Below are 20,147 nucleotides of genomic sequence, written 5' to 3' on the forward strand. Positions count from 1 at the left end.
AGAACGCGTCTTTGAATAAAGAAAAGCCGCATCAAAATTGATGCGGCTTTAAAAACCAGTTTATGTAAGAAGCGTTAGAAACTTGGCGCTTCTTCGCCTGCGCTGCGATAGGCTGAGGTCACAGCATTTGCCATCAGCATCGCAATCGTCATCGGCCCAACGCCGCCTGGTACAGGGGTGATTGCTCTGGCAACTGCTTGGCAGCTGTCAAAGTCTGCATCTCCGACGAGCCGTGTTTTACCTTCGCCTTTTTCAGGCGCATCAATCCGGTTGATACCAACATCGATGAGCACTGCTCCCGGTTTCACCCAGTCGCCTTTAATCATCTGAGGGCGACCAACAGCCGCGATTAAAATATCGGCAGTTTTGCAAAGAGCCTCTAAATTAAGGGTTCTGGAATGGGCTATGGTAACGGTGGCATTGGCGGCAAGTAATAAGTTGAACATCGGTTTGCCAACAATATTAGACCGGCCAACAACGACAGCTGTTTTACCAGACAAATCCTTGCCCAGCACCCGTTCGATTAGCAACATGGAGCCTGCTGGTGTGCATGGCACAAACGCAGTATCTATCTCGCCAGTGCCTAGCTTCCCGACATTGATAAAATGAAATCCGTCTACGTCTTTTTCAGGCTCAATGGTTTGGATAATACGGCCAGCATCAATGTGCTTTGGCAAAGGCAATTGGACAAGGATACCGTGGATCGCGGGATCATTGTTCAGGTTTTCTACAATATCGACAAGCGCCTGTTCAGAAGTATCTTCCGGTAATTTGTGTTCGACAGAATGAAAACCACAGGCCTTGGCAGTGCGGCCTTTATTGGCAACGTAAACTTGTGATGCAGGATCTTCGCCGACAATCACAACGGCAAGACCAGTTTGGATGCCTGTTTTTTCTAAAAGTGTATCTGCAACGATCTTTACTTTCGCCGTTACGTCCGCAGCAATTGCTTTACCATCAATAATATCAGCCATGATTGTGCATCCCATAAATAGATTTGGCGCGACCTTGACGTAAACAAAAATGCTTAGACATCATGGTCACGCCTTCTTATGGCGCTTTTTGCACAAGTAGAACGAGAGTGCTAGCCGAAACGGCGTTTGGTGCCCCGTCTTTGTGCCAGCTGGTCAACAACATCGCGGATGTCTTGAACAGATTGGCGCAGTTCTTCCATTTCAGCATCTTCTTGCATCTGATGTGTTGGATAAGCCTGCTGCGGGGGGGCCGGTTGTTGCCACTGTTGCATTGGTGGATATTGCGGCGCTGCTTGCATCATTGGTTGCTGCTGCGGATATCCACCCATATGCGGGTGCGGTTGATATTGCGGCATTTGCTGCTGTGGAGGATAATGGTTCGCATAGCCTGCAGGCATAGGCGGCATTGGGTGAACCTGTACCTGAGGCGGCTGACCATATGCAGGATAACCATGCGGCTGCATCGGAACATAGTTTGGCATTGGCTGCTGCGGGTGCATAGAAGGGGCTTCTGGCTGTTGCGCAGCTGCATAAGGATAATAAGGCGCTCCGGGATACATTTTTTGCTCGCTTTCCGCTGAAGCTGTCGGTGATGGATTGTGTGCCAAAGGGGCAGATGCGGTGCCCATTTGATTATGGTTTTGTCTTTTTTCAGGACGTCTTGATCGACCGCCATTGGGCGACGGCGATGATTTGTTAGGGGCATTTTTGGGCATTAAGCAGTCACGAAGCCCAGCGATAAAGGCAAGCCCCAAGCCGAGCATCAATCCGCCCATCAGACCGCCCATCATGACCACTTTGCGTGATGTCGAAGATGGTGAAGACGGAATATCTGCTTCTGCCAAGATATCGACATTCACACTGCTTAATTCACTGAGCTGATTTGTTTCACGAGCACGCAATAACGCATTTTGATAAACTGTACGTGCTGCTGCAATTTCTGTTTCTAAATCACGCAACTTAATCAATGCATCGCCATCTTGGCCTGCCTCTGATTTGGCACGCGCCAATGATGCGGCAATTTCTTGCTCGTTTTGAACTGCGCGACGTAAATTCGCCTGTGTTCCTGAAACGATGCGCTTTAGTTCCGCAGATATTTCATTCCGTGCAGCATCACGCGTTACGATAGCCTGTTCCAACCGTGGGTGGCGTGGACCAAGAGCTGCTTCCAGAGATGCAGCATTTTGCGCCAACGAAGCATATTGCGAGCGGAAAGTCGTAAGCGCTGTCGTTGCAAGTTCTGCCGGTAGCCCGCCATTAATAGCGTCGCTTAAGGTGACTTCTCGCGCGGCATCTGCAAGTGATTGCGCACGAATGGTTGCGGCGCGTGCTTCAGTCAGCTGGTTGGAAGTCGCAACAAGATTGGTGTCGCTTAGCGTAAGCCCTTCGACGCGGCGTAGATTATTACTTTGGGCAAAATCTTCAGCGCGCCGTTCCGCACTCTCAACAGCTGCCTGCAACTCTTCCAATTGGCCGTCTAGGGCGCTACTTGCATGTTTTGCAGCTTCAGATTTTTTGTCGTTTTGGCTTTCAATGAAGGCCTCTGAGAGTGCATTGGCAATCTCTGCCGCTTTATTGGGAGATTCGGAGCGGGCACCGATTGAAAAAACAAAAGTCTTTGGTGTTCTGTTCGCGAAAACCGATTTACGTAAAGCGTTAAGTGTTTCCCGCTCATAGCCCTCTATTGCAGTTTCACCACTAAATAGGGAGCGCACAAAAGAAATTCCGTCAAACAAAGCTAAACCAGTGTCGCTTGCGCCAGAAAACTCAGGGTCTTGATCAAGGTTGAGTTTTGCAATCACTCGCTTGAGAACGGGCGTAGAAGTGACAGATTCAAGCTGGCTATCGACGATAGAAAGAGCAGCCTCGGTGCCTAGAAACTCAGGCGTTAAATCACGCTCAACCAATTTTACTTGGCGTGGATCAACAATCAGTTGGGTCGAAGCGCTATATATTTTTGGCGTGCTAAGTGCATAAGCTGCGCCAGCGGCGCCGCCAAGCAAGGTTAAACCGATGATTGGCCAGCGCCAGCGCCAAATCGCGCTGATCATAATTGCAGGATCAATCAAAGGCTTAAATGCATCATCGCGCGGTGCGTCATAAGACATATCATATTCTTGCGGTGGCGCTGCAGGGTAGGATGCTTGCTCATAATGTTTCTCGGAGCGCGCATCGTTAAATTCCGGCCGCGCTGTAAGGTGAGGAGCAGGTGCACTCACCTCTTCTTGGGTGCTTTCATTTTTCTGCATACCCAATGCAGCTAAAAATCCGTTTGGTTTAGCTGTGCGGCGTACAGAACGTGCACGTCGATGCTTGCTAACAGAATCTGCTTCGTCATGGAGTTCATGAACATTGGACCGGTTCTCACTCTGGCGCGCAGCTTCGCTCTCGCGGTTAGCGAGCATAAGTAGTGAGGTTTTTTTGTCGTTTCCGTTGCCGAACATCATTCATGCCCATGTGCCATCATCAAAATGAAGATGGTCATTTCTAAATACACGCTAAATTTTTATGACAAACAAAAGGTTAATATTCGCATTAACAGCACTGAAATTCGAAATTAAATTCATATGTTGTCAGGAATTTTGAAACGGCATTTTAATCGTTTCGTCTTAGAACTAGGCTATGGTGGAAACGTCGATCAAAGCCCAAAACTACAAAGTCCAGCCCGTTGGCGGTGAGGGCAGGCGCACCCTTATGGTCAAATTTCTAAAAGCTTTCTCCGGTGATGGCATTCGCTTATTTATTCAGCTTTTCTATTTCTACCTTGTCGCCAATACGTTGACGATTGGGGAATTTGGCCTTTTTGCTACCGCATCTTCCATCGGTATTGTTCTGTCACGTTTAGCTGGGTTCGGGTTTCTTTCACCTCTTTACCGCATTGCGACAGTCAAACCGCGATTAATCGGCGTTTATACCGCAGGTTATTTAGCGGCTCTTGCGCTTTCTTTGCCACTTGTCGCCATCATCGGCTGGGCGGTGCACACCGTCTTCTTTGCTAGCCTGATGCCTCTGGTTGTGTTTGCGATGATCGCCGGCACAGAAGTTTTGTTCTGGCGCACACTCGAGGCTGTCATCAACGTCAATAAGGGGTTAGAGAAGTTTGGTCTCGCCTCAATTGTGATCGTGTTCGGCTTCTCTGTCAAAGCGCTTGCAGCGCTGTATTTTGCGCTCAGCAGCGAGCCGGATCTGGCCTCTTGGGCTTTGATTTATATAATCTCGCAAGCCCTGATGGCCGTGATTGCGATAATAGTCTTTTATCCGCGCAGAAAATTACGTTTCGTTCCCAAACTTTATATACGCCGTATCCCTGATGCTTTGTCTGTTTCAGGAGCAGAGGTTCTTTTCTACATACAAAGCGAGCTTGATAAGCTGGTGGTGCTGGCCATAGGCGGCAGTGTCGCTGCGGGCCTATATTCAATCATCATGCGGTTGGTGGATTTGACGGCTATGCCGGTTCGAACCTTTTCGACTTTGCTGACGCAGCGTTTAATGCGCAAACCTGAATTAATGAATTCAATGAAGATGCGGATTGGATTTGAAGTAGGGGTCTTTTTTGTCTCTGTCGCTGCGATTGCATGTATCGCTTTAGCGCTTTTCATCAAGCCGAATTTGCTTGGTGATAATGTCGCTCAAATAGCACCCTATATGGCAATTGTGTTGCTGGTGCCTGCGTTCCGCAACCTTATAGAATACCAAGCTGAATTGCTCTATGGGCGCGGTCAAAGCTTTCAGCGCCTGCTGAATTATCTCGTGCTGGGTATATTAAAAGCAGTGCTGCTCGTCTGGTTGCTTAGCACATATGATGCGCCCTCGCAGTGGATGGTCTGGATAAATGCTGTATTTGCAGCGCTCTACGCTGTCTCGTTCGTGCTCACCTATACATCGCTTAAAAAACCAGCAATTCGCGTCTGATTGTTATTAATTTGGCTTATAGCCAGAGGTCAGTTTACGAAACTTTTCCGGGTCCATAGGAATGAAGGATTGCACACCAAATGCAACTTGCTCCTGCGTTAAGTCATTCATGAACTTGATCAGTTCTTCATCGCTTGGTGCCGGGTCAAACCAACACATCGGACATAGCATGACGTCCGTTCCCCAATGGCCTTCGCCCTTTAAAATGCTATCAACATAGGCACCATAAAGCATGCATTCGGAGAATTTCCGGCTAGCACCAATCACAGAAATCCAAGGTCTGCCATGCTTGGTTGCCATATGATTGCACATGTCGATGACGGTCTGGCGGTTCCAACTTAAAAATGTGCAAACATAATTATGCTCAGACTGTTCCGCCTCTGGAATACTTAATGCGCGCCCTGCATGTGCCTTCCACTGAAGATGATCGCTTTCAGCAAAAAGAGCACCTTTTTCTTCACGCCATAAACGCAAGGCATCGCCATGCCAAATGTCTTCAACATTAAAAGGCTTCACAAATACAGTATCTGAATCACAATATAGAAGAGCGTCTTCGGTCAGCAAAAATGCGACTGCAATCCGCTTGATTTGTTGAACGTGCCAGCCATGTAAGGGCACGGTGAGTGGGCTTACCCAAACGCGGCGACCATTAGGCGATAATAGTTTTGGAACGCGGTATAACCACCAAGGCAGCAATTGCTTATCGGTGATAATTTTACGCTTCGGCCCTTCCAATTGTTTGAAAAGCGCTAGGTCAGGCACATCCACGAGAATGTAATGACATTCATAACCGGTTGCGTATCGGTCCATGCTTTCACACAGGATTTTGCAGCGTTCAAAATCAGGTGCGTAGCTGGCAGTAATGATGGCGTTGGTTTTTGTCATATTTTATTGTTTCTGCGATGTTGAGCAAAAAAATTGTATTGTAATACGTGAAGAATAAAAAGCGGATTGCCAAGAATATAGCGCCGCCACATGCGGCTGGGTTCTTGAAGCAATCGGTAAACCCATTCAATTCTTAGATCGCGTGCCCATTTTGGCGCACGCTTTACATTGTCGGCTAGAAAATCAAAAAGTGCCCCAACACCAAACACAACAGTACAATGTTCTGGTTTAATGTGTTCGGAAATCCAAAATTCTTGGCGTGGTACACCTAGCGCTACAAGCAAAATATCAGGTTGATAATCTGCAAGGGCAGCAAGCATATCTTCTTGTTCGTCTTGATTGATAAATCCGTGACCAACAACTTGAATATCGTGTCTTTCATCGAGTGCCGACAGTTTTTGTGCAGCTTTTTGGGCAATGGTTGGCGCTGCGCCATAAAGAGCAACTTTTAAAGGTGCGGGCGCTGAAGTTAGCACCAAGGGCGTAAAATCTGTGCCATTCAAATTCGATTTGAATTTCTGCCCATGCAGTATTTTTGCGGCAATATCGACGCCGACACCATCGGGCAAAACGGTGCATTGTTTAAGCACCTGCCGATATGCGTTATTGGCCCATGCAACATTGGCGCAATGCGCATTTAAATAATTTACAGATGTGAATAGTTTTGAAGCGATCCGACCATGGATAAAAGCGAGTGCTTCGGATTGGCTGAGATTAGCAACCTGTGTTCCGGTTATATCAAGCGTCGCCAGATCGTCTTGCATAACATTATTTCCCAGACATCTTGTTCAGCGCCGTCTGCATGATCTCGTCCATGCGTTCGATCTGTGAGCTGCGAAACGTTGATCCATCTATATCGCCAATGACGTTTGTTCTAACATCGAGCACATGGTCGGCGAGTGTTTTTGCAAACTCCTTGCCTGTCTCGGCCATACGGACATTGCTTGGCAGATTTGCAATTGCACGAATGGATGATTGTGTCGCTACCGCCGGCAGGCCCATTTCGAAAGTTTCAATCGTCTTTAACTGAACGCCGGTTCCCTCGCGCGATGTTAATGCGATAACGCGGCATTGCCTTAAGAAGTCTTTTGCATTGATAACACGGCCAAGAAACTGAACGCGCTTATCACGTTGCGGAAAGCCCTTTGGTAATTTTCCAGCAATGGCAAGTGTTATGCCGTCCGGTAAGTGCGGCATAACTTCCTGAAGCATCCACTCAAGGCCAATGCGATTAGGTGCCCATGTCCATGTACCGATCATGCCAATATCGAATGCCTTAATGCGCCCGTCCTTGTAGTTTTCAGCTTTTGGCGTAACCAGCGGCAGGCAGAGCGAGCGCTCATCACCATCAACGCCAAGGGGTTCTCGGTCTTCATCTGCAAATGTCAGCACGAATTGCGCTTTTTTAGCGAGCCGTTTTTCAAGCTTTTCAAGATGTTTTGCCTCGCGCTGAAACATCAATTTTTCAATGATGCTGCTGGCTGCCTTTGCATTTGCTTGCGCGGAAATATGCTCAACATTATGTGCGATGAATATGAAAGGTTTTGCCGTAAGAATCTTCTCAAATGCGCCAGCGAGCGGAACACCGTTTAAAACGACGCCGTCCACATTCTCAATCTTTTCAAATGCTGCACGTAAAGCCTGATCATCCATCACCTTTAATTTTGCAGACGAAAAGGTGGTGCCATTTGCAATCGCTTTTGCCAGCCAAAGCAGTTTTTGCTTGGTTGAAGCGGTATCCGTCTTAGGGTCAATCTCGCCAAGGCAAACAGTGTTATCCGGATCGGCCAGTTCAACGCCGGGCCATTTGAAGCCAAAATGGGTCACTTTAACGCCGGCACGGCGCAGCGCACCGACAACAGCATGATTTGCGATATCAAAACCGCTTTCTGGTGCCCCGCAAGGCACAAGTGATGATGCAAAAACCAGATGCATATTTCTTCCCAAGTTAATCATGGTGCGTTTAGCACTCTTTTCTGAACTCAGCCTTAATCTAATTGGAAAAACATGAACTTTGTTGTTTTTAACGCTTCTGTAGCACTTGTTAACGATAAGTAGTGGCGTGGAAACAGGCATCATCATGAAACAGCGATTGGCAGATAACATATCATTGGTAGCCCAGACACCGGATCTGGATTGCGCTGCAGTTGATATCGTGGTGACGATTCCAACGTTTAAACGTCCAGAACATGTGCTTGAAACATTGCGCAGTGTGAGCAATCAGAAAACGCAACACAATGTTGCTATTATCGTGATGGAAAATGAAGCTGAAGCGCGTGAAGGCGCTAATGCTTGTTCACCTCTTTTCGAAGATGGCACGCATAACGGCCTTGTTATCATTGCCCATGATCGTGGCAATTGCTGCGCGTATAATGCTGGATGGTTTACAGCTTTGACCCAGTTTCCAAACCTCAAATATATTGCAGTTATTGACGACGATGAAATTGCTGCTCCACAATGGTTGGAAAATCTTTGTGCAACTGCTGAAAAGCATGACGCTTCTTTTGTCGGAGGCCCGCAGCTTCCTGTCTTTGAAGGCGCCGTTAATGAAAAATGGAAGTCCCATCAGGTCTTTAAGCCGCATTACGAGACAACGGGCATGGTGGATATTCTTTATTCATCCGGCAATCTTTTGGTGCGCAGAGATGCATTAATGGCAATGCCTCAACCATTTTTTGATCTTGCTTTTAATTTTACTGGCGGCGGCGACGCTGATCTGATGCAGCGTGCTAAAGACAAAGGGTTTGATTTTGCTTGGTGCGCAGAAGCAGAAATTCACGAAACTGTACCAGAACGTCGTGTGACATGGGATTGGATACAAAAGCGCGCGCTACGCAACGGCCAGCTTTCGGCGCTTATTGCCCATCGGCGTGCAAAAAGCACATGGGGCCATCTTAAAGTCATTCTTCATTCATTAGCTTTGCTGGCTGTATCGCCAGTACGGTCATTGTTTCAACTTGTAAGATCCGGTTCGGTATTGAGTTCTCTATATCCGGTTCATATTGCACTTGGGCGCATCGCATCCGAGTTTGGGTATGCCAATGAACAATATCGCAATCCAGAACAGAACTGATAAGCAGGGCATATCGCCCGCCATTATCTTTTCAGAGCTACGGCCTGTTTTGGCTGTCGCTGTTCTTGCGTTGATTTGGGTTTCTTTTCGACCTTTTTCAGGCGGCTCGGCGGAGGAAATCCAAAGTTCAGTTCTCAACCAAATCGGTTATACCGGTTTGCTGGCTGTAACGCTGTTTACATTAGTGACTACCGTTGATCGGCGAGCGATTTTTATATATCTCAGCGCGCCTTGGATGCTCATCATAGCGCTATTCATTTTCTCTACCGCATCTTCGCCAATTCCAGCGGATGCCTACCGTGCTGTTGCATTTACTTTGATTGCATTTTTGCTGGCAGCAAGCTTTATCGTGCTGCCGCGTAATGCCGATGAGTTAAGCAATGTGTTGGCGATTGCGTGCTTTTTCGTCCTTGGTTTGTCATATGCAGGTGTCGTGTTATGGCCAAACGCGGCTGTTCACCAATTCTTTGAAGCGGAATCGCAACATGGCGGCTTATGGCGCGGCATATTCAGTCATAAAAACATAACTGGGCCTATAATGGCGGTTATTGTGTTTGCCGGTGTATATTTGATACGGCGAGGCCGCTGGATAAGTGGCGCGGCGATTGGGTTGCTTGCCCTTTTCTTCATTGCGCAGACGGGGTCGAAGACATCGCTGATTGTTGCGCCTGCTGTTGCCGCAATTATATTGTTGCCAACTATGGCTGGTATGCGCGGGTTAGCTGCTTTTCTTGTTTTGGCTGCTGTTTTAACGACACATGCAATGACAATTGGCACGGTCTATTCCAGCACATTAGATGCGATTTTACGGTCCATTGATCCGGTGACAACATTTACCGGACGAATTGGAATTTGGGAATTCTCTAAACCGTTTGTGATGTCCAATTTATGGAGCGGATACGGATATGGTGGTTTTTGGCTATCTGACCTGGTTTTGACAGCTGAAAAAGCGTTCGACAGTGATTGGGACCCGCGCGGTATTATTCATGGTCATAATGGTTATCTTGATATCGTGCTGGTTATGGGGTTGCCAGCGATGTTATTACTTGTCTGGCTTTCATTGATCGCGCCTATAATTGACTATCTTCGTGTTCCAAAATTGAAAGAGAATATCTTTTTGTCAGATTTTCTTTTTATGATTGTTGCATTCACAGCTATGAACTCGGCGCTTGAAAGTTTCTATTTCCGGCGCATTGATCCTGTTTGGCTAACATTGGTCATTGCACTCTTTGGTCTTCGCTTGGTTGCAAGATTGCCTGTGAAGGCGCGCTAGAGCGCTTGCTCATATCCCGCTGTAACGTTATGCAAACATCTTTCAAATGAAAGGCAGAGCATGACCGATACTCAAAAATCAATCATTCTTGTAGGTTGCGGCAACATGGGGCGGGCCATGCTTGAAAGTTGGGCTGCATGCGAATGTGTGAAGCCTGAAAATATTCACGTTGTTGAACCTGCTGAAGCATTGCGTAATAAACTGACAACGTTTGGCGTAAGCATCTACAGCTCGGCAGATGCCCTGCCTGAGGGGTTGAAACCTGTCCTCTTCATCATGGCTGTCAAACCACAGGTCATGTTTGATGTGGCGCCAGATTATCAAAAATATGTTGATGGTGGAGCTGCCGTTTTAAGCATTGCAGCAGGCATTGGTACGAAGAGATTTGAAAAAGCTTATGGCGCTTCAACGGCTGTCGTGCGCGTGATGCCCAACACACCTGCTGCTGTCGCAAAAGGTATGATGGTTATCTATACCAACGAATTTGTAACAGAGCAGCAATCGGCACTCGTCGAGGAGTTGATGCAGGCCAATGGCGCCTTCGCGACGATTGATGATGAAGCCTTGATGGACGCTGTTACAGCTGTTTCAGGGTCAGGGCCTGCATATGTTTTTCATGTGATCGAAGCAATGATAGAGGCTGGAATTGCAGCAGGGCTGCCGGATGAAACCGCCAAACTATTGGCTGAGCAAACAGTTTACGGCGCTGCATGCTACGCAAAAGAGAGCGGCGTTGATGCAAAAACTCTGCGAGAGCAAGTAACCAGCCCGAATGGCACGACCGCTGCGGCGCTTGCCGTTTTGATGAAGGACAACGCGCTTAAAAATCTAATGCGTGATGCAGTGGCAGCTTCTAAGAAAAGATCAGAAGAACTGGGTTAATCGTCAAACTCAAAGTCTGGCAATGAATTGAAAGCGTTTTTCAGAGCTTCACCCCATCCGTTGGATATGCTCGCAAAATACGCATCGTCAGCTTCGATACGTTGAGACGTGCCTATTTTAAAACTGTCAGTGTCATAAACTTGCACATCAAGTGGAAGGCCAACCGAAAGGTTGGCTTTCACCGTTGAGTCAAACGAGACCATTAAGAGTTTTATGGCGTCTTCAAATGCCATGTCCGGATCATAAGCACGAACGAGGATAGGCTTACCATATTTGGTTTCGCCTATCTGGAAGAACGGAGTATCCGTCCCAGCTTCGATGAAGTTACCTTCCGGATAAATCAGAAAGAGACGCGGGGCGGAACCTTTAATTTGGCCGCCCAATATCATCGTTGCATTAAAGGTTGAGGAAGCTTCCTCGCCGCTGCGTGAATTGGTTTGAATGACCTCACGCAAAACACGTCCAGCAATGCGCGCGATTTGGAACATGGAAGGTGCTTCCATGATCGACGGTTCGCGGTCTTCAGGTGCTTTCGTGCGCTCTTCAAGAATGCTGACGGTCGCTTGGGTTGTTGCCAGATTACCCGCAGTCATGAGCGTGATGACACGTTCGCCAGGCGTTTCCCACGTAACCATTTTCTTAAAAACGGAAATATTGTCGATGCCTGCATTGGTGCGGGTATCGGACATAAAAACAAGTCCCTTGTTCAGAGACATGCCAACACAATAAGTCATATTTCAAGAATCGCTTTATTTGTACAGGCTCTGTTTCTACTGCTGCACTTGCAGAGACACAAGCATCTTCTCAGCATTGGCTCTGCCAAACCGAAGGCCGTAAATTGGCATAGCTTCGCTATAATCCAAACCTGTTGCCACACGAACATAGCGCTCATCTGGACAAATGCGGTTGGAAACATCAAAGCCAACCCAGCCAATGCCTTCAACATGCGCCTCTGCCCATGCGTGCGTCGCTTCTTGCTCAATACGGTCGTTCATCATGAGATAACCGCTCACATAACGCGCAGGATAGCCAAGCTGGCGTGCTGCGGCGATGAAAATATGAGCGTGATCCTGACAAACGCCAGTTTTGGTTTCGAGCGCCTCTTCAGCCGTTGTTTTTGAATTTGTTGTTCCGCTCTCATAGTCCACATTGTTCCGTATCAATGCTGACAGTGCATGAAGACGGGTGATGTCTGCTTCATCCTTATCAATATTGCGAACAAGATGCCGAATGCCTGAGCCTACCTTGGTGAGCGGTGTAGATCGTTTAAAATACCAAAGCGGTGTAAACCCGCCATGGACGCCAACAACGCCATTATTATCGGTTGTTTCAACTTCACCTTCGCTGCGCACGATAATCTTGGAGCGCCCTGGTTCAAACAAAACCAAGTTAACGTGATTATTGTGCTGATCATCATAGGAAGCTTGCTTGGTGCCGCCTTCAATTGTGGTCTGCCAATTGATGATACTTTGTCCGGCTCGATCTTTGGGCGTTAGCCTGATTTGTTGAAGCGCATAAGAAACAGGCGTTTCATACGTATATGTCGTCTCATGTTTGATCTTTAAGCGCATATCTATTCCGTAAACCGGTAATCTTTTTGAAGCTGCACGCTTAGCGCGTTGCTGTTGTTGAGGAACCGACGAAGAAATTCGTGGAGCCCCTCATCAAAAATACTATCGATATCCCGGTTGTTAACCGATTGGTTGAGTTTGTCACCCATTTCAAAACTGGGTAAATCAGAACTATATTCTTCACGCAGATAATTAAGATTATCCAATATCTGTATACAACAGAAAGCCAATGAACGTGGCATACGTTTGTCGAGGACTAAAAAATCAGCAATGCTTTTCGGGCTCATCTTGCCTGTATGGGTCCAGTTATAAGAGCGGAATGCAGATACCGACCTTAAAATTGTTTCCCATTGCACATTGTCGAGCGAAGAGCCGACAAGTGATACTGATGGCAACAATACGTAATATTTGACGTCCAGAATACGAGCGGTGCTGTCCGCACGTTCCAAAAAAGTTCCAAGGCGAATGAAGTTGAAGATGTCATTGCGCATCATCGTGCCGTGCGTAGCGCCGCGCACCAAAGCACTTTGCTGACGAATAGTGGTGAGCACCTCGGGCAATTCTTGCTCGGTAACGCGTTTTGATAAAAGCTTAGAAAGCGTCATCCAACATTCATTGGTTGCTTCCCAAGTTTCGCGCGTAAGTGCGGTGCGCACAAGCTTGGCATTATTTCGAGCAGCTTCGATAACTGATATTACGCTGGATGGATTGTGCTTATCACGCAGCAAAAAATCGATAACATTCGGGCCGGTATAGCTGTCATGTGTTGCGTCAAATGCAGCCGAAGCACCAGCGGTTTTAATGATCGATTGCCACTCTTTTTCGGCAGATTTTGATCGTGTTAAGGCAATTCGAAACCCTGCTTCAACAAGACGTGCAGTGTTCTCTGCACGCTCAAGATAGCGAAACATCCAGAAAAGACCGCCTGCGGTTTTACCGAGCATCATTCCTCCAAAACCCATGTGTCTTTAGTGCCGCCACCTTGGCTTGAATTGACAACTAAAGAGCCTTTTTTAAGTGCAACGCGGGTCAGGCCGCCAGGCACAATATCAACGCCTTTCGGCGAGACTAGAACATAAGGTCGCAAATCAACATGACGCGGCGAAAGGCCTTTTTTGGTCAGTATAGGCACCGTTGATAGCGAAAGCGTTGGCTGCGCAATATAGTTGGACGGTCTGGCTTTTAGTTTCGCACGAAACTCCGAAATCTCTTTTTTCGATGATGTCGGGCCAACCAACATTCCATATCCGCCAGAGCCGTGGACTTCTTTAACGACAAGATCAGCAAGATTATCCAATACATATTTCAACGAATCTTCTTCAGAACACCGCCATGTCGGTACATTCTCAAGAATTGCTTTTTCGCCCGTATAGAACTCAACGATGTCCGGCATATAAGAATAGATCGCCTTATCATCGGCAATGCCGGTGCCCGGTGCATTGGCAATCGTGATGCCGCCAGCTTTATAAATATCCATAATGCCGGGGACACCAAGCAATGAGTCCGGACGGAAGTTCATCGGGTCAAGATAATCATCATCGATGCGGCGGTAGAGCACGTCAATCGGCGTGTAGCCACGGGTCGTTCGCATCGCAATGCGCCCATCAATGACCTGTAAGTCATGCCCTTCGACCAGCTCCGCGCCCATTTGATCGGCAAGGAAAGAGTGCTCGAAATAGGCTGAATTGTGAATGCCGGGTGTCAATACTGCGACTACAGGTTCATTTTTTGTCGCAGCGGGCGCACATTCTGCCAAAGAGCGCCGCAAATTAGCTGGGTAGTCACTGACAGGCCGTATCGGAAGTTTTGTAAAAATCTCCGGAAACATTTGCAGCATCGTTTCACGGTTTTCCAGCATGTAAGAAACGCCGGAGGGTGTGCGTGCATTGTCTTCCAATACATAAAACTGGTCGTCATCAGTTCTCACCAAATCAGTGCCAACAATATGGGTATAGATACCGCCCGGCGGTGTAACGCCAATCATCTGGGGCAGAAATGCTTCATTTTGCGCGATCAAGTGATGCGGAATGCGTCCTGCGCGTAAAATCTCTTGGCGGTGATAAATATCATAAAGGAAGGCATTGATTGCCTTCACCCGCTGTTCGATGCCGCGTGAAAGCTTGTTCCATTCTTTCGCAGCAATGATGCGCGGTACAATATCGAACGGGATTAAGCGCTCATCGGCTTCGTCTTGACCATAAACATTGAATGTAATGCCGGTGCGCCGAAAAAAGCCCTCGCATTCCATCGCCTTCTTTTTGAGGCGGGCAGGGTCTTGCGACTGAAACCACTCAGAATAATCAGAATAGGGGGCACGCGCTTGAGCTTCGTCGTCACTTGTGTGCCCAAACATCTCGTCAAAATACATAGGCTTATCTCCCATGCTAATGAACGTATGGCATAAGAGAAATTGTGCAAGTGTGATTTGTGATTAAATTATAAGCAATACTGCACTATATTCGTCTGACGATAATTGATCCGGCTGAATAGCCAGCGCCAAAAGAACAAATAACGCCAAGGTCGCCGGAATTTAAATCATCACTATGTTGAGAAAATGCAATAATTGAACCGGCCGACGATGTATTTGCATAGTCTTGGAGGATATTGGGTTGCTCATGCGTTTCTGGTGTTCGGCCAAGAACTTTATTGCCGATAAAATCGTTCATCGTTTTATTTGCTTGATGAAGCCATAGACGTGACACCTCATCTGCCGACAAACCATTAGCAGTCAAATGATCTGTAATAAGAGCGCTTACCATTGGCACGACTTCGCGAAAGACTTTACGTCCTTCTTGGCGAAACAGCATGTCGCGACGATCGTCCATATGGTTTTCGCGGGTCCGTCTCAAAAAGCCGGAATCATTGCGGATATTATTAGAAAACTGGGTAATGCATTTCGTGTCGAGAATCTCATATTGAGCTTCTGACGTCGCCAAATCAGCACGTTCCAAAATCATTGCCGTGCAAACATCGCCAAAGATAAAATGGCAGTCACGGTCACGCCATTCCAGATGCGCAGAACAAATTTCAGGATTGACGATCAGTATCGAGCGGGCGGAGCCACCACGGATCATATCGCGCGCTGCTTGAATGCCGAATGTGGCAGAGGAGCAGGCGACATTCATGTCAAAAGCAAAGCCGCTGATCTCAAGTGCCTCTTGCACCTCAATGGCAATGGCTGGGTATGCGCGTTCGTGGTTAGATGCCGCGCAAATAACGGCGTCAATATCAGAGGCCGTTTTGCCAGCTTTCTGAAGTGCTGCTTTTGCCGCCGCAACGGCCATCTCGGCCATTTGCGATAGTTCTGTCTCATCACGCGCGCGCAAAACAGGATGCATGATATCAGGATCAAGAATGCCTGATTTATTCAGAACATATCTTTGTTCAATGCCCGATGCTTTCTTGATAAATTCTGGTGAAGAGTAGGGCACCGCAGCCATTTCACCGGCCTCAATTGCCGCGGCATTCTTCTCGTTGAACTTATCCGCATAGGCGTTAAAAGCGTCAACAAGTTCTTCATTGGTAATGACGTTTTCAGGTGTGAATACACCGGTGCCTGTAATTACAACTTGTGTCATCCCGTAACCCTTTATTTTTATTCTCTATTCCAACGAAGCCAATAAGGTAGGTTTACGCTCATAAAGGCCAAAAAAACATTAATGCCGGTACAGAGACAATAATGACGATAATTTCTAACAAAAGACCCATGCGCCAATAATCACCAAACTGATAATTGCCGGGGCCCATAATGATCGTATTATTTTTGTGCCCGATTGGTGTAAGGAATGCGCAAGAGGCAGCAACCGCAACGCCCATCAAAAATGGGTCAGGGCTAGCACCGATTGAGTTGGCAACTGAAACGCCAATAGGCGCAGCAATAAGAGCGGTAGCCACATTATTCAAAAAGTCAGAGAGCGTCATTGTGACGATCATCAGAACCGTAAGAATTGCCCATGCGGGAAGCCCCTCGGTTTGTGTAACGATTGCGTCTGCAATGAGGGATGTGCCGCCGGTACTTTCTAATGCGCTACTTAATGGAATGAGGCAGGCCAAAAGAACGATGACCTTCCATTCAATCAGTTCGTAAAAGTCAGATCCACCGATCAGGCCAGCAGCAACATAGGAGATCACACATAGACCCAGCGCTATGGAAAGATCCATTAACCCAAGCACTGAAAGCATGATGGCAGCGGCAAACGCACCGATGGCAAATATTGCTTTTGTGCGTTGAATAACTTCCGTTCTGCGGTCCGCAAGTGGCAACACGCCAAGCCAATTCGTTACTTCGTCCATGCGTTCTTCTGGCCCAAGAAGCAGCAACATATCGCCTGGCTTAATCGGCAACCGTCGAACACGGTCACGAAAACGAACACCGTTGCGCGATACACCAAGCAGCGTGACACCGCGTCTGTAAAGCAGGCGCAAATCTATCGCAGTGCGTCCAGCAATGCGCGCATTGTCAGGAACGATAACTTCAAGAATAGCCAAGGAGGAGCCACGAAGGCCGCCATGTTTTTCTGCACCAACAAAATCAAGATCGGCGGCACCCATGAATTTTTCAATTGATTTAGGGTCGCCCTCAAGGACGAGAAAGTCTCCAGCGCGTGTTTCCACCATGCGCGAAAAGCCTGGCAGGCGTTTACCGTTACGCACAAGCCCAAGCACAGTAATATCGTGCTCATTCGCTGCTGGGTAAAGCTCGCGCAATTGTTTGCCGATTGATTTGGACTCGTCCTTTACACGTGCTTCGCAAACATAAAGACCCGCATCGCCTTCGAGCGAGCCGCTATTGGCGCGCTCTGGAATAAACCGCCAACCGATAATGGCGACATATAAAATTCCGACCAGTGATACCGTGAGGCCGACAGGCGCAAAATCAAACATTTGATAAGGTTCGCCCAATGCCGTGCCACGGTATTGAGCGATAACGATGTTCGGCGGTGTGCCGATCAGCGTGATCATGCCGCCCAATATAGTCGCAAAAGATAACGGCATAAGCGAAAGAGAAATCGCGCGCTTGGCTTTATTAGCCGCGCCGATATCAAGTGACATCAACAGCGCAAGTGCCGCGACATTGTTGATGACTGCAGATAAAGCAGCGCCTGCAATCGACATAATGGAAATGTGGACAGGTAAGGGCCTGTCCGGTTTGACAACAAAACGCGCGATCAATTCGACCGCGCCAGAGTTCATCAGACCTTTGCTGACAATCAGCACCAGTGCGATAATCACCACAGCGGGATGACCAAACCCCATGAAGGCTTCATTATAGGGCAAATAGCCCAGAATTACCGCGATCATCAGAGCCGCAAAGGCTACGAGATCGTAGCGGATGCGGCCCCAGATAAGAAAGCCAAACAAGACACCAAAGAGCACAAATAGAATGATCTGATCTGTCGTCATAGTGTGTGCTCCATTGGTTTAGTTGTCTTGATTAACCAATGCAGCGTCAACAGGAAACCTAAAATTTAGGTTTAGTGCGACCAGCGTTTGATTTTGGTTTTTTGACTTTTGCGCCTTTTGGCTTTTTCTTTGCCCAACCTTCTTTGGTTGACGCATCAGCAGCTGGTTTTGGCCCTCTTTTCGAAGGAGCGCCATCATTGCTGCCGGCTTTATCAAAACTCTGTGGCTGGCGATCGCCGCGCGGCTTGCGTGAGCCAAACCCTTTTTTATTCGCAGGCTTTGGTGCGCGTTCACGTTCTTCCGGTTTCAAGAATGATTCTTGCTTGAAAGTCGGTGTTCCGTCGAGCGCTTTGACGGTGATGTTTTTCTCTAATGTATTGTTCGGACCAAGCGTCATGAAGAATTTTTCAGCATGATCACCATCAAGCTGAACGAAAGTCTCTTCATTTTGCATTTTGATTTGGCCGATTTGGCGCTTGGTGATGCCGCCAGCATTACAAATCAATGGAATGAGCCAACGCGGTTCAGCGTTTTGGCGGCGACCAACTGAAAGTGAAACCCATTGCACATTTTCAAATTCATCACGTGAAGGGCGTGGCTCGCGTTCACCGCGATCATTGTTGCCGCGCTCGCGCGGCGTATCAAACGCAACTTGTTCAATATCTTCTGGCGCTGATTTGCCTGCTTTGATTGTACGCACAAACGCAGCAGCCAATTGTTCAGGTGAGAACTGCCTCATAAGACGATCAATGAATTCGCGCTCTTCATCAGCAATAGGATCGTTTAGAATTGGATCAGCAATCAAACGCTCCTCATCGCGTGCAATCACTTCATCAGCGCTTGGTGGGCTTGCCCAGATTGCTTCCACTTTTGCAAAACGCAAAATACGCTCGGCTTTCTTGCGTCCGCGCGGGTCAATCATCAGTGCGCTAACACCTTTGTTGCCTGCACGGCCTGTACGGCCTGAACGGTGAAGCAGCGTTTCTGGATTGCTTGGCAATTCAGCGTGAACAACAAGATCAAGACCCGGTAAATCAATACCGCGCGCAGCGACATCGGTCGCGATACAAACACGTGCACGTCCATCGCGCATTGCTTGTAGCGCATGTGTGCGCTCGTTTTGAGAAAGCTCGCCAGAAAGCGCTACGACAGAAAAACCACGATTGTTAAAGCGTGCAACCAAATGGTTCACGCTGGCGCGGGTGTTACAGAACACGAGGGCGTTTTTAGCCTCATAATAACGCAAAACGTTGATAATCGCGTTTTCTTTTTCGCGGCCAGAAACACTCAAAGCGCGGTATTCAATATCGCCGTGCTGTTTTTCTTCGCCTTTGGCTTCCACACGAACGGCATCACGCTGATAGCTTTTTGCAAGCTTTGCAATCATCGCTGGCACAGTCGCCGAGAACATCAATGTGCGACGTTCTGTTGGCATTTCATCAAGAATAAACTCAAGGTCTTCTTTAAAGCCAAGATCAAGCATTTCGTCAGCTTCATCCAGAACGACAGCACGCATTTTGGAAAGATCGAGCGATTTGCGCATAATATGATCGCGCAGACGGCCCGGTGTGCCAACAACGATATTTGCACCGCGTGATAAAGCACGGCGCTCGTCGCGCATATCCATGCCGCCAACACAAGAGCAGATAACCGCATTTGCATCCTTGTAGAGCCAGTCTAGTTCACGCTTAACCTGCAATGCGAGTTCGCGCGTTGGCGCAACAACAAGAGCAAACGGTTCAGCTGCAAATAAAAATTTATCTTCGCCGTCGAGTAGTGTCGGCGCGATTGCTATGCCGAAAGCAACGGTTTTACCTGATCCGGTTTGGGCCGAAACGAGCAAATCTTTGTCGCTATAATCAGGGTTCAAAATATCAGTTTGAACCTGTGTGAGTGTTTCATAACCGCGATTTGATAACGCGGTAACAAGCGCCGGAGAGACGCCTTCAAAATTGGACATTTGTGTCTTTCGAATAAAGGTGGCGCAATATATTATGCAAAGCCATATGTGTGGGCGCATTTGTGCGCATTTTCAGTTGAGGCTCTGTAAGGCGAAAGTTGTGAAATGTCGAGTGCTTAGTCCACAGCTTTGCAGTGATCGCGCACAAATATGATGATTTGTGGCTTAATAAGCCCATTTGCCTAGCAATATAGGGCCTTACCGCGAAATTGCC

16 protein-coding genes are annotated in these 20,147 nt (G+C 47.8%); 4 read left to right on the forward strand and 12 right to left on the reverse strand.

Features of this window, described 5'->3' with window-relative positions; all coding sequences use genetic code 11:
* Positions 1 to 74: 74 nt before the first annotated feature.
* Positions 75 to 974, reverse strand: coding sequence for a bifunctional methylenetetrahydrofolate dehydrogenase/methenyltetrahydrofolate cyclohydrolase FolD (gene folD, locus N530_RS0102230; RefSeq protein ID WP_026479363.1), 900 nt, complete (start codon positions 972 to 974; stop codon positions 75 to 77).
* Between the two features lie 110 nt (positions 975 to 1,084).
* Positions 1,085 to 3,421, reverse strand: coding sequence for a GumC family protein (locus tag N530_RS0102235; protein WP_026479364.1), 2,337 nt, complete (start codon positions 3,419 to 3,421; stop codon positions 1,085 to 1,087).
* A 175-nt stretch (positions 3,422 to 3,596) separates the two neighbouring features.
* Here N530_RS0102235 and N530_RS0102240 point away from each other — a divergent pair, with 175 nt between their 5' ends.
* The gene (locus tag N530_RS0102240) at positions 3,597 to 4,886 is read left to right on the forward strand and encodes a lipopolysaccharide biosynthesis protein (RefSeq protein ID WP_081773866.1); all 1,290 of its coding nucleotides are present in this window, start codon (positions 3,597 to 3,599) and stop codon (positions 4,884 to 4,886) included.
* A 6-nt stretch (positions 4,887 to 4,892) separates the two neighbouring features.
* Here the strand turns inward: N530_RS0102240 and N530_RS17285 are convergent, their stop codons facing one another.
* From N530_RS17285 to N530_RS0102255, 3 genes are read right to left on the reverse strand one after another with little or no spacing between them, the layout of a single operon-like run.
* Entirely contained in the window at positions 4,893 to 5,771 is an 879-nt protein-coding gene (locus N530_RS17285; protein ID WP_035266074.1) for a DUF6492 family protein, read from the reverse strand.
* Positions 5,768 to 6,535, reverse strand: coding sequence for a WecB/TagA/CpsF family glycosyltransferase (locus tag N530_RS17290; RefSeq protein ID WP_035266076.1), 768 nt, complete (start codon positions 6,533 to 6,535; stop codon positions 5,768 to 5,770). Before N530_RS17290 ends, N530_RS17285 begins: the two co-directional genes overlap by 4 nt.
* A gap of 4 nt (positions 6,536 to 6,539) precedes the next feature.
* The gene (locus tag N530_RS0102255) at positions 6,540 to 7,706 is read right to left on the reverse strand and encodes a glycosyltransferase family 4 protein (RefSeq protein WP_026479366.1); all 1,167 of its coding nucleotides are present in this window, start codon (positions 7,704 to 7,706) and stop codon (positions 6,540 to 6,542) included.
* Between the two features lie 145 nt (positions 7,707 to 7,851).
* Between N530_RS0102255 and N530_RS0102260 the strand changes: the two genes are divergently transcribed.
* The 3 genes from N530_RS0102260 to proC are packed head-to-tail and all read left to right on the forward strand — an operon-like array spanning position 7,852 to position 10,999.
* Positions 7,852 to 8,844 (forward strand): glycosyltransferase family 2 protein, encoded by a 993-nt coding sequence (locus N530_RS0102260; protein ID WP_026479367.1) that lies wholly within the window; start codon positions 7,852 to 7,854, stop codon positions 8,842 to 8,844.
* Positions 8,813 to 10,117, forward strand: coding sequence for an O-antigen ligase (locus tag N530_RS0102265; RefSeq protein WP_026479368.1), 1,305 nt, complete (start codon positions 8,813 to 8,815; stop codon positions 10,115 to 10,117). Before N530_RS0102260 ends, N530_RS0102265 begins: the two co-directional genes overlap by 32 nt.
* A gap of 60 nt (positions 10,118 to 10,177) precedes the next feature.
* The gene (gene proC / locus N530_RS0102270) at positions 10,178 to 10,999 is read left to right on the forward strand and encodes a pyrroline-5-carboxylate reductase (RefSeq protein ID WP_026479369.1); all 822 of its coding nucleotides are present in this window, start codon (positions 10,178 to 10,180) and stop codon (positions 10,997 to 10,999) included.
* Here proC and N530_RS0102275 read toward each other — a convergent pair.
* From N530_RS0102275 to N530_RS0102305, 7 genes are all read right to left on the reverse strand, one after another.
* Complete coding sequence (locus N530_RS0102275; RefSeq protein WP_026479370.1) at positions 10,996 to 11,733, reverse strand: proteasome-type protease; 738 nt, start codon at positions 11,731 to 11,733, stop codon at positions 10,996 to 10,998. The genes proC and N530_RS0102275 overlap by 4 nt on opposite strands.
* A 36-nt stretch (positions 11,734 to 11,769) precedes the next feature.
* Complete coding sequence (locus N530_RS0102280) at positions 11,770 to 12,570, reverse strand: transglutaminase family protein (RefSeq protein ID WP_026479371.1); 801 nt, start codon at positions 12,568 to 12,570, stop codon at positions 11,770 to 11,772.
* 2 nt (positions 12,571 to 12,572) lie between these two features.
* Positions 12,573 to 13,514 carry an alpha-E domain-containing protein gene (locus N530_RS0102285; RefSeq protein ID WP_026479372.1) on the reverse strand — a complete coding sequence of 314 codons (942 nt, stop codon included), beginning with the start codon at positions 13,512 to 13,514 and terminating at the stop codon, positions 12,573 to 12,575.
* Positions 13,514 to 14,938 carry a circularly permuted type 2 ATP-grasp protein gene (locus N530_RS0102290; protein ID WP_247869154.1) on the reverse strand — a complete coding sequence of 475 codons (1,425 nt, stop codon included), beginning with the start codon at positions 14,936 to 14,938 and terminating at the stop codon, positions 13,514 to 13,516. Before N530_RS0102290 ends, N530_RS0102285 begins: the two co-directional genes overlap by 1 nt.
* Positions 14,939 to 15,023: 85 nt before the next feature.
* Positions 15,024 to 16,148 carry a beta-ketoacyl-ACP synthase III gene (locus N530_RS0102295; RefSeq protein WP_026479374.1) on the reverse strand — a complete coding sequence of 375 codons (1,125 nt, stop codon included), beginning with the start codon at positions 16,146 to 16,148 and terminating at the stop codon, positions 15,024 to 15,026.
* Between the two features lie 58 nt (positions 16,149 to 16,206).
* Entirely contained in the window at positions 16,207 to 17,973 is a 1,767-nt protein-coding gene (locus N530_RS0102300; protein WP_026479375.1) for an SLC13 family permease, read from the reverse strand.
* Between the two features lie 58 nt (positions 17,974 to 18,031).
* Positions 18,032 to 19,933 (reverse strand): DEAD/DEAH box helicase, encoded by a 1,902-nt coding sequence (locus tag N530_RS0102305; protein WP_026479376.1) that lies wholly within the window; start codon positions 19,931 to 19,933, stop codon positions 18,032 to 18,034.
* Positions 19,934 to 20,147: the final 214 nt, after the last annotated feature.

It is taken from the genome of Ahrensia sp. 13_GOM-1096m (assembly GCF_000620605.1).
In the GTDB taxonomy this organism is placed as follows: domain Bacteria; phylum Pseudomonadota; class Alphaproteobacteria; order Rhizobiales; family Rhizobiaceae; genus Ahrensia; species Ahrensia kielensis.